The sequence below is a fragment of the Parasphingorhabdus pacifica genome (genome assembly GCF_054779195.1).
On record NZ_BAAGYS010000003.1, the window covers coordinates 28,897 to 45,270 of the forward strand.

Below are 16,374 nucleotides of genomic sequence, written 5' to 3' on the forward strand. Positions count from 1 at the left end.
TTCGGCCGGCCGGTCCTGCGCCCCACGGGATCAGCCCATCCTGATAAGCCGGTGCACGATCGGCATCGAAACCCGCGCACCTCGATCGGATCATTTCGCGTCCGGAACGACGATCCCCTCGCAGAGGATCTTGATGTACTGTTCGGCGATGATCGGAGCCGTGAGGCGGCCACGCGGGTTGTACCAGTGGACAGCGGTCCACACGGTGTCCCGGATGAACCGGTAGGCGAGTTTGACGTTGAGGTCTTCTCGGATCACTCCGGACCGTTGGCCCTCCTGCAGCACCTTCGTCCAGGTACGCTCGAACTCACCTGCGACCCGGCGCAGGTAGTCGAACCGTTCGAACTGTGCGAGGTACTTCGACTCGTTCTGGAAGATCGCGATCGCCGCTCGGTGCTTGTGCATCGAGCGGAACGACTCCCGGATCAGCTCCTTGATCGTGGTGCGCGGATCCTCGGAGCCCCGCAGCACCTCCGCGTGCACCCGCTGCTGGGACTCCAGGAACTCACGCAGGATCTCGTCGACCATCGACTCCTTGGAGTCGAAGTGGTGGTAGAGACTGCCGGAGAGGATCCCCGCCGCGTCGGCGATCTCCCGGACGGTCGTCGCGAGGAACCCGCGGGTGGCGAACAGGTCCGCCGCGATCGCCAACAGTTCGGCGCGCCGATCGGAGCCACCGCTACCGGCTTCACGGACGCCACGTGCGGGCGAGCGCTTGGTAGTCACAGGACCCATTATCCTCTCCAGAACTTTTCCCACCTGCTGGGGTGAGCCTCACCGACGGATGATGACGATCGCTCGCCGAGACGACCTGTCGGACGGGTAGCGCGAACGGTCGGCGGTAAGAATCACGGTCGTGCTCGCCACTTCCCACGGCTGCGACGTGCGACCGCACGCGTCGCGCCCGGTCGGCCCGGTCGGCAGCTCGTCCGAGGTCGATTCGGACGAATTGTCGTGCCGCACCCAGGCTGACGGCGACCGGGATGATCCGCACGCCCAGGCCGGGGGCGGGTGGCGGTGAACAACTGCTTGCTCGGCCTGGCGGACCGGGCCGGGTTGCGCAGCAGGCCTGCCGTTTGACCGCGACACTGCAGGGGTAGCCGCCGGGAGCACTCGACCGCAAATCACCCCCTGGGCTGTCCCGGCGCCACGTGGGAAGGACCCGGAAATGGACGCGGACATCATGTTGTCGGTCGACGGCCGATGGCACTCACTGACCGTGGATACCCGAGCGACCGTGCTCGATACCCTTCGCGAACAGCTCGGAAACACATCCCCCAAAAAGGGCTGCGACCACGGCCAGTGCGGAGCCTGCACGGTCCTCGTCGACGGACACCGAGTGGTCGGCTGCCTGCTGCTCACCGTCGCCCAAGACGGATCGGAGGTGACCACCGCGGCCGGGTTGGACGACGACGGAGCGCTGCATCCGGTCGCGCGGGCGTTCGTGGAGCAGGACGGCTTCCAGTGCGGGTATTGCACACCAGGACAGATCTGCTCGGCCGTCGGCATGCTGGAGGAGGCCCGCAGTGGAGCGCCGAGCCACGCGAGCGCCGACGTCACGGCCGAGCGCGTCGAACTCGACGACGAGGAGATCCGCGAACGTATGAGTGGGAACCTGTGCCGCTGCGGCGCGTACGTGAACATCCTCGCCGCGCTCCGGGAGGTGTCCCGTTGAAACCCTACGACTACCGGCGCGCGGACGACATCAACGATGCTGTCGCGACGATCACCGACCACCCCGGCGGAAAGTTCATCGGAGGCGGCACCAACCTGGTCGATCACCTCAAGCTCGGCATCGTCGAACCGGACCTGCTGGTGGACGTGTCACGCTTGTCGCTGGACGCCGTCGAGAAGCTGCCCGGAGGCGGCGTGCGTATCGGCGCGACCGTGCGCAACAGCGACGCAGCCGCCCATTCGCTGGTCCGCGTGCGCTACCCGGTTCTCGCCGAGGCGCTGCTCTCCGGCGCCTCCGCCCAGCTGCGCAACTCGGCCACCACCGGCGGGAACCTCCTGCAACGAACCCGCTGCCCGTACTTTCAGGACCTGTCGACCGCATGCAACAAGCGCTCCCCCGGGACGGGGTGCTCGGCGGTCGAGGGGCACCACCGCGATCAGGCGATCATCGGCGCTTCGTCCTCCTGCGTGGCCACTCACCCCTCGGACATGGCCGTGGCGCTCACGGCCCTCGATGCCGACGTGCAGGTACTCGGTCGCGGCGGTGAGCGGACGGTTCCCGTCGGGGAACTGCACCGACTACCCGGTGACGATCCCTCGCGGGACACCGTGCTCGAACACGGCGACCTGATCACCGCCGTGGACGTCCCCGAACTCCCCCGCAACACCCGTTCCGCCTACCGCAAAGTGCGGGAGCGGGCGTCGTACGCGTTCGCGCTGGTGTCCGTCGCCGCGACCCTGGACGTCGAGGACGGCATCGTCCGGGATGCCCGCATCGCGCTGGGAGGGATCGCGCACAAGCCGTGGCGCGCGAGCGTGGCCGAACGCGAACTGCGCGGGGGCCCGGCTTCGGAGGAAGCGTTCCGCTCCGCCGCCACCGCGGAACTGCGGCAAGCGGTGCCACTACCGGGCAATGCCTTCAAGGTGGCCATGGCCGTCAACACCATTGTCGCCGTGTTGCGTTCCCTGAGCGGCGGTGGGCAGACCGACCGAACGGGGGGCCGATGACCGACATCGTCGACGCACGCGCAATGGGCTCATCGCCGGACCGCCGAGACGGCGTGGAGAAGGTGACCGGGGCAGCCCGCTACGCGTTCGAACAACCGGTGGACGACCCGGTGTACGTGCACGCGGTGCGCTCCACGATCGCTCGTGGTCGGATCACCGCCGTCGATACCACCGCGGCCGAACGGGTGGACGGGGTGGTATCCGCGCTGACCCACACCAACGCGCCGCGGCTCCGATCCGGCGCGGACATGGAGTTCTGGGTGCTGCAGGACGAGAACGTGCACTACCGGGGGCAGTACGTCGCCGCTGTGCTGGCCGACAGTCCCGAAGTCGCGCGGCACGCGGCCGGGTTGGTCGAGGTGCACTACGAGCAGTTCGCACACGACGTCGAATTCACCCCGCACCACGACGGGTTGTACCGGCCCGAGACGGGCGATCCGACGTCCCCGTCGGACACCTCCGATGGCGACGTGGAAGCCGAACTCGCCGCATCCGAAGTTCGGTTGGAAGCCACCTACACCACTCCGATGGAGCACAACAACCCGATGGAACCGCACGCATCCGTGGCGCTGTGGTCTCCCGATGAGGAGGACGTGCTGACGTTGCACGATTCCACGCAGGGCGTGTTCGGCGTTCGCAATCAGCTCGCTACCTCCTTCGGACTGGACAAGCGGCGGGTACGGGTTGTTTCGCCGTACGTCGGCGGCGGTTTCGGTTCCAAGGGTTCGCCGCACGCGCACAACGTCCTCGCCGCACTTGCCGCGAAGCACGTGCCCGGACGGCCGGTGAAGTACGCGCTGACACGGCACGAAATGTTCGCGCTGGTCGGCTACCGCACGCCGACGAGCCAGCGAATTCGGATCGGCGCTGATTCCGACGGGCGGCTCACCGCCATCTCGCACGATGTCGTCGAGCAGACCGCGCGGATCAAGGAGTTCGCCGAGCAGTCCGCCCTTTCCAGCCGAATGATGTACGCCGCCTCCGCACGAGCCACCACGCATCGGCTCGCTGCCCTGGACGTGCCCATCCCGTTCTGGATGCGAGCACCGGGAAAGGCTCCGGGCATGTACGCCGGGGAGTGCGCGATGGACGAGCTCGCCATCGCCTGCGACCTCGATCCCATAGACCTGCGCTTGCGCAACGAACCGCCGGTCGACCCGGAATCCGGTAAACCGTGGTCGGATCGCCGGCTTCCGGACTGCCTGCGGAGGGGCGCCGAGATCTTCGGTTGGTACGAGCGCGATCCCGCACCTGGCACACGCCAGGACGGCCGGTGGCTGATCGGCACCGGTGTCGCCTCCTCGACGTACCCGCGTTCCGTGATCCCCGGTTCACGGGCGACGGTGGAATTCGACGGAACCGGCTACGTGGTTTCGATCGGTGCCGCCGACATCGGTACGGGAACGTGGACGGCGCTCGCTCAGATCGCGGCCGATGCCCTGGGCTGTCCGCTGGAGCAGGTGCGGCTCGAGATCGGTGACTCGGCACTGCCCACAGCCAGCGTCGAGGGCGGCTCGTCGGGCTTGTCCTCGTGGGGCGCGACGGTCGTGGCCGCGGCGAGGTCCTTCCGGGACAAGTTCGGGACAGCTCCGTCGGAAGGTGATGCGGTGGAGTCCGCCATGCCGGAGAATCCGGACGAGGACGCGTACTCGATGAGTTCCTTCGGTGCGCACTTCGCCGAGGTGCGGGTGGATGCCGACACCGGCGAAATCCGGGTTCCGCGGATGCTCGGGGTGTTCTCGATCGGCCGCGTGATCAACCCCAAGCTGGTCCGGTCGCAACTCATCGGAGGTATGACGATGGGGCTTTCCATGGCCCTGCACGAGCACAGCGTGGTGGATCCCCGGTTCGGCCACGTGGTCAACCACGATTTGGCGGGCTACCACATCGCAGCGCACGCCGACGTCAAGGGCATCGACGCGGTGTGCCTCTCCGGTGACGACCCGCATTCCGGTCCGACCGGCGCACGGGGAGCGGGCGAGATCGGCATCGTCGGTGCTGCGGCCGCGATCGCCAACGCAACCCACCACGCCACCGGCCTGCGGGTGCGTGGTCTCCCGATCACCCCGGACAAGCTGCTGGTCGCTTGAGCGGCGCCGGGGAACGCCCGGGTTCGTCACCTTCGCCGGAAGCACCGCGGGTCGGTGCCGTCGAATGACCGCGGGAACCTGATGACCCCGACTCCGCCCGCCCGGCCCGCAAGCTCTTGGTCGCCGCCCGCACGCGTCGTACACTCCTGCCGAACATCGATACCCGGTTCGAGGGGGCGCGGTGTCGCCGTTCGTCGCAGGTTATTCGACCATCCGCGACGGCACCGATACCTCCGCGCCGCCTGCCGAACTCCCCACCTTCGCTCGTGCGCCCGTGATCGGGTTCGCGGCCGCTGTCGCGGTACTCCTGATCTCGCTGAGCAACCGCTACGGGTACCTCTCCGACGAGCTCTACTTCCTGGCCGCGGGCAAGTACCACCTCGACTGGGGGTTCATGGACCAGCAGCCGCTGGTCCCGCTGGTGGCCGCCGGGATCGACGCCGCGTTCCCCGGTTCCCTGGTCGCCCTCCGACTCCCCTCAGCACTCGTCACCTCGCTGGGGATCGTGGTCACCGCACTCATCGCCCGGGAGTTCGGTGGCGATCGTCGGGCCCAGCTCCTCGCCGCCTGCGCCTATCCGCTGGCGCCCTGGCTGCTGTTGAGCGGGCATTGGCTGGCCGCCGCGACGATCGAGCCACTGCAGTGGAGCAGCATCCTCTGGCTGCTGGCGCGCTGGACCCGGTTGCGGATCCACGGCATCGACCATGGCGGCTCGCTGGTGATGATCGGGCTGGTCGTGGCGCTGTCACTGCAGAACAAGTTCCAGGTCCTCGTCCTCTGCGTCGCGCTCCTGATCAGCATCGCGGCCGTCGGCCCACGTCCGCTTCTCGGCAGGCCGCCGTTCTGGGCAGGCATCGGAATCGCCTTGTCCGCCACCGCACCGACGGTGTTCTGGCAGGCGCAGCACGGCTGGCCGGCATTCGACATGGGTGTGGTCGTCGGCAGCGAGTCGGACAGGGCCCTCTTCCTGCCCACCGCGTTGTTCTACTGCGGGCTGCCGGTCGGTGCCGTCATGGCCTGTGCGGGCTGGTGGTACCTCATCCGGTCGCCGGCGCTGCGACCATACCGCTATTTGGGTTTGACGGTCGCCATCGTCGTCCTGTTCTACCTGGCGGTCAGCGGCAGACCGAACTATCCGGCCGGACTGTTCGGACTGCTTTTCGCGGCCGCAGCGGTCGGCTGGCAGGCCCGTCGTACTCGACTCACTCGACGAGTTCGCCGATGGCCGCCGATTCCGGTGTATCTGCTGTCGGCGTTGCTACCCGTGGCACTGCTTCCGATATACCCGCTGCCACTGCTCGCCCGGCATCCGGATCTGGTCAGCTACAGCCGCATGTACGAGACCGGCTGGCCCGAGCTGGCGCGGACGACCGCACGCAGCTACCGTTCGCTTCCCCGCGATCTGCGGAACCGGACCGCGATCGTCGGCCAGACCTACTACCTCGCCGCCGCGCTCGAGGTGCACGGTCGTGAACTGGGACTACCCCCGGCCCACAGCCCGGACCGGGGGTACTGGTTCTTCGGGCCACCACCGGACGAGGCGGATGCGGTGCTGTACGTGGGCAACGACCGCGCGCTCGCACCGCACTTCGGACGTGCGCGTCGGCTCGACGTCGTGACCGGACCACTGGTGAACCTCGCGCGGGGCAACACCGTCACGCTCTACGAGGATCCCGAACATCCCTGGTCACACCTGTGGGGAAAGCTTCGGACGTGGTGAGGAAGTACGGTGCGGTACCCGGTACCGGGACGACGCCGGATACCGCCTCGCCCACGGGGTCAGCGTCGCGGCGGCGGCCCCTGCCTGGCCTGGTAAGCGGGCAACCGCACGGTCTGGAGTTCGGTCTGTGGGATGAACCCCGACTGCTGTTGCGCCGCCCACGGGGGAACAGGGGCCTGCGGAAGCCGCCGGAAGAACGCGCTTCGCGCCGCTCCCATCAACCCGAGGATCGCCTCGCGACGGGCATGGAACTTGTCGGGCGCGATCGTCGCCCGCGAGGCGTGGGAGTGCAGGAGAGCCAGCTCGGTAGCGGCCAGCTGGAAGTCACCCATCGCCCGCAGGCCGGTGGCTCCAGCGTTCTGCCGCGCCCACTGCCGCGCCTGCCTCCGTCCGGCCATCGAGCCCAGCATCCGCACATCGTTGGGTTGCACGAGCCCACTGGGCACGTAAGCAGGCAAGTAGGTGTGGATGAGCCCGACCAACTTCTTGCGGTCGACGACCACGATCACCACGAAGACCAGCAGCACGACGAACTCGACGGCGTAGGCGATCAGCACTCCACCCATCCCGAACATCGTCGACCCGTTCCAGAAGGCGTGCAGTCCGACCGCGCCGATCCAGCCACCGACAACGGCGAAGAATCCACCCACACCCCGGTGGGTCGCCGAGTAGGACACACCCAATCCGATCATCGAGGTGTACAGCGAGTGGCCGAGCGGGGCGATTACACCTCTGATCAGAACCATGAACCACAGTCCGGTCTCAGGCCCGTCCAGACCACGCATGTAATAGAGGATGTTCTCCACGAGTGCGAAACCCAGCCCAACCAGGCTCGCGTAGACGATGCCGTCGGTGGGGCCGTCGATCTCGTGCCGCCGCCACCACAGCAGCAGGAGAAGCAACGCGCCCTTGAAGCTCTCCTCCACGATCGGCGCGCAGATCACCGCGGTTGCCATGTGCGCGGCCTGGGCTCCCACCAACGGGACCAACAGGGCGCCGCCGATGCTGTTGACGATCAGCGCCCCGAGGAGTGCGACACCGGCTCCCCAAGCGAACGCGAGCAACAGGTGCGAACGCGGTTCCGGTTCCAAGCGATCGATCAGCAGGATCAATCCGACCAGCACGACCGCCGTCGGCAACGCCAGCAGTGCTCCGATCGCGACGTTCACCGGTCCACCGGTCAACAGGTAGAACGCGATCGCCAGCAACGCGCAGATGCCGGACGCGACGAGGCCGAGGATCACCGGGACGGGCACGCGGTTGCTCGATCGCCCGTCGATGATCGATTGGGGGCTCAAAGTGGACATGACGGGAGGTTAGGAGATGGCTTCCGGCCCCACCTGCGAATCGGCTCAAAGGTGATCGACGCATCACTGCCCGTCGAGCACACCGGCCGCCGCCCCGACCAGCCGAGAGGTTCGCCTTCCAGCCGTACTTCCGGACCGGACATGACGATCGCGCATCCTTCTCGCGTCCCAATCGGGCTCCGAGCTCGAACCGGCCCCCGAGTCGCAACCCGCCCTTCGACCCGCACCCGGCGCACCACGGTCGCCCGCGCTTTCGCGACCGGTCAAGCAGTTGCTTGCTAACAACTTTCCTTGCCGGTTAGTTTTACTGGAATCATGAATGGTTCCGCCTGGACGGTGCGGACCGCGGTGAGGGCCTTCACAGCCGCCGAGGTGCGGTCCGTGACATCAAGCTTGGTGAAGATTCCGTGCAGGTGATTCTTCACAGTTCTTTCGGAAATCCCCAGAGAACGAGCGATTTGCCGGTTGGAACTTCCCCGAACCAGATGTTCCAGCACCTCGCGCTCGCGTCGGGTCAACCGGTTCAACACCGGATCCCCTCCCGGGCTCGGCGACTTGTCCGGCACTCCGTTCGTGCCGTTCATTCGATCGCCGCAGTCGATTTCCGCGTCCGCCCCCTCATCACCCAATTGCACCCGCAGGGAAACCAAGTCGGTTATCTGATCCACGGCGTGCTTGAGCGCGACCGAGTGCTCGATGGCCTCGCGCATCATGGCCGCGATCGCGGTATCCAGGGCCTGTCGGTATGAAGTGGCCATGACGTGACTCCCACTGGTTCTGCGGAACGACAACACAACGGCGACAGTGGTTCGCGGCTCGCTGCTGCACCGACGTTCGACGGCGCCGCGCATTCCGGCCTCGATCGGCCCCGACCGATCGACCCACCCGAACCAGCGCTCAACGGGTCGGCGACGACCCGTCACGCCCGAGCAGGACCCTCCTTACCTGCCCTGGAGCGACCACAACGCCCACCAGCTATGTCGTCAACAGAGGCGCCGGTGGTGACCGCAAATCCGATTATTCGCCCGGATGCCGTTCGGATTAGTACGAACAGACCAACGGAATCGGTTCCGTGGTACCGCCGTACGGAAGTATCAGGCCATTGTGACCATGTCGCGCCAGGTGATCTCGACATAGTTTTCGGAGGTCGGCAACGTTCTCCAAGGAGGTTGACACCCATGCCGTGTCCGCAAGCAGCAAGCCGCGGAAGCGCACACCCGCAGCAGGTTTCGCGCTCCCCCGGGGCCCTTCCGCAACAGGGTCGGACCGCGTCCGCTGCTGCGAATGCGATCCGAACCAGGCTCCGGACCGACATCAAGCCCGAGACCAATCTCGCGACGTTTCTGACCACGTCGATCGATCCGGAGGCCGAGCAGCTGTTCGGGGAGTACCTCGGGTACAACCTCATCGACCGAGATCAGTACCCCGGCGCCACTGAGTTGGAGCAGCAGTGCGTCCGAATCCTCAGCGAGCTCTGGCAAGGCGATCCGGAGCACGTCGTCGGCGGGGCGACCACCGGATCCAGTGAAGCGGCCTTGCTGGCAGGCGCATCACTGCTGCGGAGTTGGCGCAAGCGACGACCGGAACGTGATCCCGACTCCACGCCGAATCTGGTTCTCGGAGCAAACGCGCACATCTGCTGGCACAAGTTCTGCAGATACTGGCAGGTCGAACCCAGGATTGCTCCGGCACGTCCGGGAGCCTTGCACCTGACGCCGGACCGCGCGCGCGATCTCTGCGACGACAACACCATCGGCGTGGTGAGCGTGCTCGGCTCGACCATCGACGGCAGCTACGAGCCGGTCCAGGAAATCTCGGACGCACTGGACCACCTGCACGCCAAGACCGGTATCGACGTCCCCATCCACGTCGACGCCGCATCCGGCGGCTTCGTCGCACCGTTCCTGGACCCGGAGCTGGCATGGGACTTCCGGACCCAGCGGGTGCAGTCGATCAACGCATCCGGGCACAAGTACGGCCTGGTTCCACCGGGGCTGGGGTGGATCCTGTGGCGGAATCGGAAAGCACGTTCCAGCTGGTTGAGCTTCCACACGAACTATCTGGGTAGCACGCGCTCCAATCACGAACTGAGCTTCTCCCGCTCGGCCGCACCGGTCGTGCTGCAGTACTACAACTTCCTGCGGCTCGGCTTCGAGGGTTACCGGGCGGTGCACGAACGGACCAGGGCCACGGCGATCGCGCTAGCCGACGACCTCGAGGAAATGGGTGCCTTCCAGATTCTCAGTACCGGACGCGAACTTCCGGTCGTGGCGATGACCATGCGTCCCGGAAACCACCAGCGGTCGCTACAGGAACTGTCCACGCACCTGGCCGCCAATGGGTGGTCCGTCCCGGTCTATGCGCTGCCGCACGACATGCAGGACACGGACGCACTCCGGGTGGTCGTGCGCAGCGAACTGACCCCACCCAACGTCGAGGATTTCCTGAGTTCGGTGCGCAGCTACCTGTCCGGAAGCATCTCGACCCCCGCATGACCCGTACGCAAAGCAGTCTCGACAGCGGGCCTCCCGAGCCGTGAACGCGGCTGCCCCTTCGAGCAGGGATGGAAAGGAAGATCATGCGCCCAATCCGCGTCGCCTGTGAACTCACGCGCTCCGAACCACCGCAGTCCGGAACGGGAGTACGACTTGCTCTGTTCCAGGGCGAAAACCCGGTGGGAAGTCGCGAAGCGCTCAAGAGCAACCTGCGGCGAATGCGGGAGGCGGCTGCTGTCGCCTCGAGCTACCGATGCCAGCTGGTCGCCTTCCCGGAGTGTTACACCACCGGATATTCCCTCGGACCGGAGCATTGCCGCGAACTCGCCGAGCCCAGCGACGGCAGTGCCGTGCAAGTGGCTTGCGAGGTCTCGCAACACTACGGGATCGGGATCGTGTTGCCCTACATCGAGCACAGCAGTAGCGGCAACGTCCACGATTCGATCGCACTGGTGCTCGACGGTGAACTCACGGCCAACTACCGCAAGACCCACCTCTACGGTGACGCCGAGCGGGAGAACTTCACGCCCGGCAACGAGTTGCCACCCGTGGTCAAGATCAACCAGTTCCCGGTCGGACTGCTCAACTGCTACGAGTGCGAGTTTCCGCCGCTCTACCAGAGCCTCGTCCAGCGTGGAGCGAAGCTGATCGTCGGCCCGACCGCCGCCGATCACCACTTCATCCGGACCGACGGCACCCCCACCCAGGTGGCCTACCCGGACGCGACCGAACACATCATCCCGGCGATGGCAGCGGTGTGGCGTGTGTTCGTCGCCTACGTCAACCGCCGGGGATGGGAGAGCTGGGAACGCGGGCAGTGGCAGTACCGCGGCAATTCGGGAGTGTGGGCCCCTGACGGTCGCGAAGTCATCGCCGCCGGTGCCGAGGAACGCGCCGATGATTCGTTGCTGATCGCCGATTGCCTCCCGGACGAGGTGCCCCCGTTCAGTCCGGAAGGCGACCACTTCTCCGACAACCGGGTCCCGTTGCAGAGCGAACTTCTACCAGGAAGGTGATGCCCATTGCCGACGTTCTCGCGCGGTCCCCGAAACCTACCCGCGGGGGCCGCGCGCTTCCCTCCGGAGTTCTCGCGGCGCGCGTGCCGACGGTTCGCTTCCGAACCGCGGCGCGCGTTCGCGCACGGTCCGAACCGCACGTGCGCGAACGCGCATCACGGCCGGGCCCCGGTCACGGGGCCCGAACATCACCGACTATCGAAACACGGCGGTTACCGGAGCACCCCGGCGGCCGCCGTTGAGGTGAAGCTGCCCCTCGGCCGAGTCAGCTCGACGCCCGTTGGGCCACGACCTCTGCCATCGGCGCCAATCGCACCCCCTCGGATTCGAATCGATCCCGGATCGCCTTGACCACGTCGATCGCGTTCGGCCGGTCACCGTGCAGGCAGATCGTGTCCGCATCGACCTTGATCGGTGCGCCGTTGACCGAAGTGACCTCGCCCTGCAGCACCGCGATCGCCTGATCGGCACACGTCCGTGGATCTTTCGCCTTGGGCTCGGGCTCGATGATGATGTGCCCGTCGTCGTTGTAATCGAGGTCCGCGAACGCCTCCCGCACAACCGGGATCCCCTGGTCCGCTACTCGCTCGGCGGTCGGACCGGCGAGCAGCACGACCCGCAGGTTCGGGTCCGCGTTGGCGATCGCGTCGGCCACGGCATCGGCGACTGCCTCGTCCTTCAGGGTGAGGCCGTACAGGGCCCCGTGTGGTTTGACGTGGGTGATCCGGGCCCCGATGCTGTCGGCGAACGCGCGCAACGCGCCGTACTGGTAGAGGCAGGCGTTCGCCGCCTCCCGGGGGCTCAACGCGATCGCGCGGCGGCCGAATCCGGCCAGGTCCGGAAAGCCCGGGTGCGCTCCGATCGCCACACCGCTTTCGTGGGCACGCGAAACCGAGGCCCGCATCGTGGCGGGGTCTCCCGCGTGCCAGCCGCAGGCGACGTTGACCGAGCTGACCATGGGGATCAACCGGTCGTCATCGCCCAGCTTCCAGCGGCCGAAGCTCTCCCCGGCGTCCGCATTGAGATCGACGAGCGTTTGCAAGGCCATCCACCTCCACTACTCGTTGGACGGCCCGGACGTTTCCGGTACGGAACCGGCCTTCCGCGGACATGCGCGAGGCACGACCGCACCTCGGGCCGTGACGTTGATGGTAAGAGCGATCGAGTTGGCGCGCACAGGCTGATCACGCTGCCCCTTTTGGGGGTGAAACTGCGTGTGATCGTCCGAACCACTTCAGCGATGAACAGCGGTACCGTGACCCGATAGAGCGATTTCCAGTCAACAAATGTCCTCCGTACGAGGAAGAAGACGGGCAAGTGGCCGCGCGATCACCTGCGGCGCCCGTCGCTTCGGCGCATGCTCATTCCACATCAGATCACCTCCATACCGCCGAGGAGGTCGACATGGCAGAGACAACAGCGCAACTACCTCCAGCCCGATACGAATTCGGTGGAGATGAATTCATCTTCGTCGAACTCGATCAAGAGATGAGCCTGGAAGCCAACTTCAAGGCGATGGCCATCACCGGGGCTCTCCGCGAGAAGGACGTCGACGGCGTGATCGACATCTGCCCGTCGAACGCGTCCTACATGGTCCGGCTCGACCCGGACGTGCTGCACCCGCGCGAACTCATGACGGAGCTCAAACGCCTCGAGCACTCAGCGGGAGAACTCCCGGAGAACTATTCGGTTCCGACGCGCATCGTGGATGTCCCGGTTCTGTTCGACGACCCCTGGACGCGTGAAACGCTGTTGCGCTTCCGCGACAACCATCAGGACCCCGAGTCCACCGATCTGGAATACGCGGCACGGATCAACGGCCATCCCAGCGTGCAATCGCTCATCGACGCCATCACCAGCGCGCCGTTCATCGTGACGATGCTCGGGTTCGTTCCCGGACTGCCGTTCTGCTACCAGATGGTCCCGCGCGACCGGCAGATCGAGGTCCCCAAGTACGTCCGCCCCAGGACGGACACACCCGAACGGGCATTCGGGTACGGCGGGGCTTTCTCCGTGGTGTACCCCGTCCGCGGGGCAGGCGGGTACCAGCTGTTCGGGATCGCGCCCGCTCCGGTGTTCGACCTCGCGCAGAAGCTGCCGGACTTCACCGACCACATCGCGTTCCCGAAGCCCAGCGACATCCTGCGCTATCGGGCCATTGACCGCGCCGAGTACGACCGGACCCGAGCTGACGTCGAGGCGGGCACGTTCCGCTACCGGATTCGAGAAGTGGAGTTCGTGCCGAGCGCATTCCTCGCCGACCCGGACGGGTTCAACCGTGAACTGTTGGAGGTGCTGTACCGATGAGCGAATTGATCGTTCACTCCGGCGGGCTCTACACCACGGTGCAGGACTCCGGACGCCCCGGACAGTACGCGATCGGCATGCCCCCGTCGGGCGCGATGGACCAGTACTCCTACGCGGCCGGAAACATGCTCGTCGGCAATGCCCCGGGTGCGGCCGCGCTGGAAGCGACCTACATCGGGCCGCGCCTGGAATTCACGGATTCGAGGACGATAGCCGTCACCGGCGCCGATGCCCCCATCACCGTCAACGGCGAACCCGTACCCGCTTGGGAGACGCTCACCGTGGACGCCGGGGACGTGCTCGGATTCGAGACGATCCGGGGTGGGGCCCGCCCCTACATCGCGATCAGTGGCGGCGTCGCCGTTCCCGAGTACCTGGACTCGCGCTCCACCTACACCCTCACCGGCATCGGTGGGCACAACGGACGCGCCCTGACCGACGGCGACCGCTTGGCGCTCGGTGAACCACCCAGCGGTACAGCTCCGAAGCCCGGCACCTCCGTTCCCGCGGCGCTCCGGCCGGAACTTCCCGGCGTTGCCCAGCTGCGATTGGTGGTGGGCTTGTGCTCGTACCGGCTGACCACCGAGGCTCTGCGGTCCTTCTCCGAAACCACGTGGAAGATCACCAAGGACGCCAACCGCGTCGGTTACCGGCTACGTGGCGGCACGATCGAGTTCGCCGAACGCGAGCAGCCGTTCGGAGCAGGCAGCGATCCCGCCAACGTGGTCGATCTCGGCTATCCCATCGGCTCGGTGCAGGTACCGGGAGGCGACGAACCCATCATCCTGCTCAACGACGCCGTCACCGGAGGCGGCTACGCCACCGTCGGCACGATCATCTCGGTGGACCGGGACCGGGTCGCGCAGACCAAGACCGGGGATCAGATCGACTTCGTCCCCGTCGACGTGGAGGACGCCATGACGGCCCGGCGGGACCGCCGTTCCCGGCTGGAGAAGGTTCAAGCTGCCATATCCGGGTGAATTTGACCGATTTCATCCATTTTCCGCGTGAGCGTTCGTCGCGGGTGAACCACCCTGGTGCCGATGAGGAGGAGTCCCACATGTCAAGCGTGAACGCACAGCTGCCCGGTGTCTTCTACCGCCGGCCTTCCCCGGAACAGGACCCCTTCGCCAAGGAGGGAACCACGGTCGAGCCCGGCCAGACGCTCGGGCTGATCGAGGTCATGAAGACCTTCAGCGAGATCAAAGCCGATCGGCACGGCAGGCTCGGCAAGGTCCTGATCGAAGACGGCGACGAAGTGGAGACCGGGCAGGTCATCATGGAGATCGAGGACACATGACACTAAACCGGCTGCTCATCGCAAACCGCGGTGAAATCGCTGTGCGGATCATTCGTGCCTGCCACGAGGCCGGTATCGAAGCGGTCGCGGTGCACTCCGACGCGGACAAGAACTCCCGGTGGGTCCAGCTCGCCGATCATGCCGTGTACATCGGGGGCTCGCCCGCGACGAAGTCGTATCTCAACCAGGACGCGTTGCTGGAGGCCGCGCTCAGCAGCGAATCCGACGCCGTGCACCCCGGTTACGGCTTCCTCGCCGAGAATTCCCGGTTCGCCAGGTCGATCACCGAAGCCGGGATAACGTTCGTCGGTCCCCCGCCTGAGGCCATCGAAGCGATGGGCGACAAGGCAACCGCCCGGGTCACCGCCGAAGCGGCCGGAGTCCCGACCGTTCCGGGCAGCTCTCCGGTGCGCGATCTCCCCTCGGCGCTCGAAGCCGCCGAGCGGATCGGCTATCCGGTGCTGATCAAGGCGGCTGCCGGTGGCGGCGGGCGGGGTATCCGACCGGTGTCCAGCAGTTCCGAGCTCACGGAGGTGCTGCCCGCGGCCCAGGCCGAAGCCCGGTCCGCTTTCGGCGACGACACCGCCTACCTGGAACGTGCGCTCTCCCGTGCTCGCCACATCGAAGTGCAGGTGCTCGCCGACGACCACGGCAACGTGGTGCACCTGTACGAACGGGACTGCTCGATGCAGCGACGGCGGCAGAAGCTGCTCGAGGAAGCCCCTGCCCCCGGGCTCAGCGACGCGGCCCGAGCACAGATCGACACGGCGGCCGTGAACCTGGCCCGCCACGTCGGCTACCGGAGTGCCGGTACCGCGGAGTTCCTGCTCGATGAAGACGAGAACTTCTACTTCATGGAGATGAACACCCGGATCCAGGTCGAGCATCCGATCAGTGAAGCGATCACCGGTGTCGACCTGGTCGCCGAACAGCTGCGGATCGCCGATGGGCAACCGATGTCGGTTTCCCAGGAATCCATCACCCCGAACGGGGCCGCCGTCGAACTCCGGATCAACGCGGAAGATCCGAGCAAGGAGTTCGCCCCGTGCCCGGGCGAGGTCAGCACGTACGACCTTCCGGGCGGCCCCGGCGTGCGAGTGGACACCGGTCTCGTCCGGGGCGACCGGATCAGCCCGTTCTACGACTCGCTGATCGCCAAGCTGATCTGCTGGGGTGCCGACCGGGCACAGGCGTACGCCCGCGCGGAACAAGCGCTGCGGGAATTCCGCATCGCGGGTGTGGCGAGCACGTTGCCGCTCCACCAGCGGCTGGTGCGAAACGAGGAGCTCCGCGCCGGGCCGGTGCACACGACCTGGTTGGAGGAGCGGAACATCGGCTGCTGAGCCGGTCGGCGGTTCGTCCGGGAGGCTCGGGCGGACCGCCGGCTCCGGCGTCGCCGCCAGGTGAGAGCCACCTCACTTCCGGGAACCGCTCCGTCTCCCCCACCGACCTCTGGG

Annotated in this window: 15 protein-coding genes; 11 read left to right on the forward strand and 4 right to left on the reverse strand. The window is 66.7% G+C overall.

The window, feature by feature from the left end:
* Positions 1 to 90: 90 nt before the first annotated feature.
* On the reverse strand, positions 91 to 726 hold the full coding sequence (locus ACYVAN_RS02940; RefSeq protein ID WP_460955330.1) for a TetR/AcrR family transcriptional regulator: 636 nt from the start codon (positions 724 to 726) through the stop codon (positions 91 to 93).
* A gap of 130 nt (positions 727 to 856) precedes the next feature.
* Between ACYVAN_RS02940 and ACYVAN_RS02945 the strand changes: the two genes are divergently transcribed.
* The 5 genes from ACYVAN_RS02945 to ACYVAN_RS02965 all read left to right on the forward strand — a co-directional run bounded on the left by ACYVAN_RS02945 (position 857) and on the right by ACYVAN_RS02965 (position 6,492).
* On the forward strand, positions 857 to 1,021 hold the full coding sequence (locus tag ACYVAN_RS02945; protein ID WP_460955332.1) for a hypothetical protein: 165 nt from the start codon (positions 857 to 859) through the stop codon (positions 1,019 to 1,021).
* Positions 1,022 to 1,168: 147 nt separating this feature from the next.
* Positions 1,169 to 1,675, forward strand: coding sequence for a 2Fe-2S iron-sulfur cluster-binding protein (locus ACYVAN_RS02950; protein WP_460955334.1), 507 nt, complete (start codon positions 1,169 to 1,171; stop codon positions 1,673 to 1,675).
* On the forward strand, positions 1,672 to 2,682 hold the full coding sequence (locus ACYVAN_RS02955) for an FAD binding domain-containing protein (protein ID WP_460955336.1): 1,011 nt from the start codon (positions 1,672 to 1,674) through the stop codon (positions 2,680 to 2,682). The genes ACYVAN_RS02950 and ACYVAN_RS02955 overlap by 4 nt, the downstream gene beginning before the upstream one ends.
* On the forward strand, positions 2,679 to 4,772 hold the full coding sequence (locus ACYVAN_RS02960) for a xanthine dehydrogenase family protein molybdopterin-binding subunit (RefSeq protein ID WP_460955338.1): 2,094 nt from the start codon (positions 2,679 to 2,681) through the stop codon (positions 4,770 to 4,772). Before ACYVAN_RS02955 ends, ACYVAN_RS02960 begins: the two co-directional genes overlap by 4 nt.
* 181 nt (positions 4,773 to 4,953) lie before the next feature.
* Positions 4,954 to 6,492 carry an ArnT family glycosyltransferase gene (locus ACYVAN_RS02965; protein WP_460955340.1) on the forward strand — a complete coding sequence of 513 codons (1,539 nt, stop codon included), beginning with the start codon at positions 4,954 to 4,956 and terminating at the stop codon, positions 6,490 to 6,492.
* A 59-nt stretch (positions 6,493 to 6,551) separates the two neighbouring features.
* Here ACYVAN_RS02965 and ACYVAN_RS02970 read toward each other — a convergent pair whose 3' ends face one another.
* Both ACYVAN_RS02970 and ACYVAN_RS02975 read right to left on the reverse strand, forming a co-directional pair.
* Positions 6,552 to 7,799 carry a PrsW family intramembrane metalloprotease gene (locus tag ACYVAN_RS02970; RefSeq protein WP_460955342.1) on the reverse strand — a complete coding sequence of 416 codons (1,248 nt, stop codon included), beginning with the start codon at positions 7,797 to 7,799 and terminating at the stop codon, positions 6,552 to 6,554.
* 278 nt (positions 7,800 to 8,077) lie between these two features.
* Positions 8,078 to 8,557, reverse strand: a complete 480-nt coding sequence (locus ACYVAN_RS02975; protein ID WP_460955344.1) for a LuxR C-terminal-related transcriptional regulator — start codon at positions 8,555 to 8,557, stop codon at positions 8,078 to 8,080.
* Between the two features lie 420 nt (positions 8,558 to 8,977).
* Between ACYVAN_RS02975 and ACYVAN_RS02980 the strand changes: the two genes are divergently transcribed.
* Complete coding sequence (locus ACYVAN_RS02980) at positions 8,978 to 10,294, forward strand: glutamate decarboxylase (protein WP_460955346.1); 1,317 nt, start codon at positions 8,978 to 8,980, stop codon at positions 10,292 to 10,294.
* Positions 10,295 to 10,377: 83 nt separating this feature from the next.
* On the forward strand, positions 10,378 to 11,310 hold the full coding sequence (locus ACYVAN_RS02985; protein WP_460955347.1) for a nitrilase-related carbon-nitrogen hydrolase: 933 nt from the start codon (positions 10,378 to 10,380) through the stop codon (positions 11,308 to 11,310).
* Positions 11,311 to 11,575: 265 nt separating this feature from the next.
* Here the strand turns inward: ACYVAN_RS02985 and ACYVAN_RS02990 are convergent, their stop codons facing one another.
* Positions 11,576 to 12,358, reverse strand: coding sequence for a LamB/YcsF family protein (locus ACYVAN_RS02990; RefSeq protein WP_460955349.1), 783 nt, complete (start codon positions 12,356 to 12,358; stop codon positions 11,576 to 11,578).
* Positions 12,359 to 12,714: 356 nt separating this feature from the next.
* Between ACYVAN_RS02990 and ACYVAN_RS02995 the strand changes: the two genes are divergently transcribed.
* The 4 genes from ACYVAN_RS02995 to ACYVAN_RS03010 all read left to right on the forward strand — a co-directional run bounded on the left by ACYVAN_RS02995 (position 12,715) and on the right by ACYVAN_RS03010 (position 16,260).
* A complete protein-coding gene (locus tag ACYVAN_RS02995) occupies positions 12,715 to 13,617 on the forward strand; it encodes a 5-oxoprolinase subunit B family protein (RefSeq protein WP_460955351.1) in 903 nt (300 codons plus the stop codon).
* Positions 13,614 to 14,597, forward strand: coding sequence for a 5-oxoprolinase subunit C family protein (locus tag ACYVAN_RS03000; protein WP_460955353.1), 984 nt, complete (start codon positions 13,614 to 13,616; stop codon positions 14,595 to 14,597). Before ACYVAN_RS02995 ends, ACYVAN_RS03000 begins: the two co-directional genes overlap by 4 nt.
* Positions 14,598 to 14,677: 80 nt before the next feature.
* Positions 14,678 to 14,917: an acetyl-CoA carboxylase gene (locus ACYVAN_RS03005; protein WP_460955355.1), complete on the forward strand. Its 240-nt coding sequence runs from the start codon at positions 14,678 to 14,680 to the stop codon at positions 14,915 to 14,917.
* A complete protein-coding gene (locus tag ACYVAN_RS03010; protein ID WP_460955357.1) occupies positions 14,914 to 16,260 on the forward strand; it encodes an acetyl-CoA carboxylase biotin carboxylase subunit in 1,347 nt (448 codons plus the stop codon). Before ACYVAN_RS03005 ends, ACYVAN_RS03010 begins: the two co-directional genes overlap by 4 nt.
* The last annotated feature ends 114 nt before the right edge of the window (positions 16,261 to 16,374 follow it).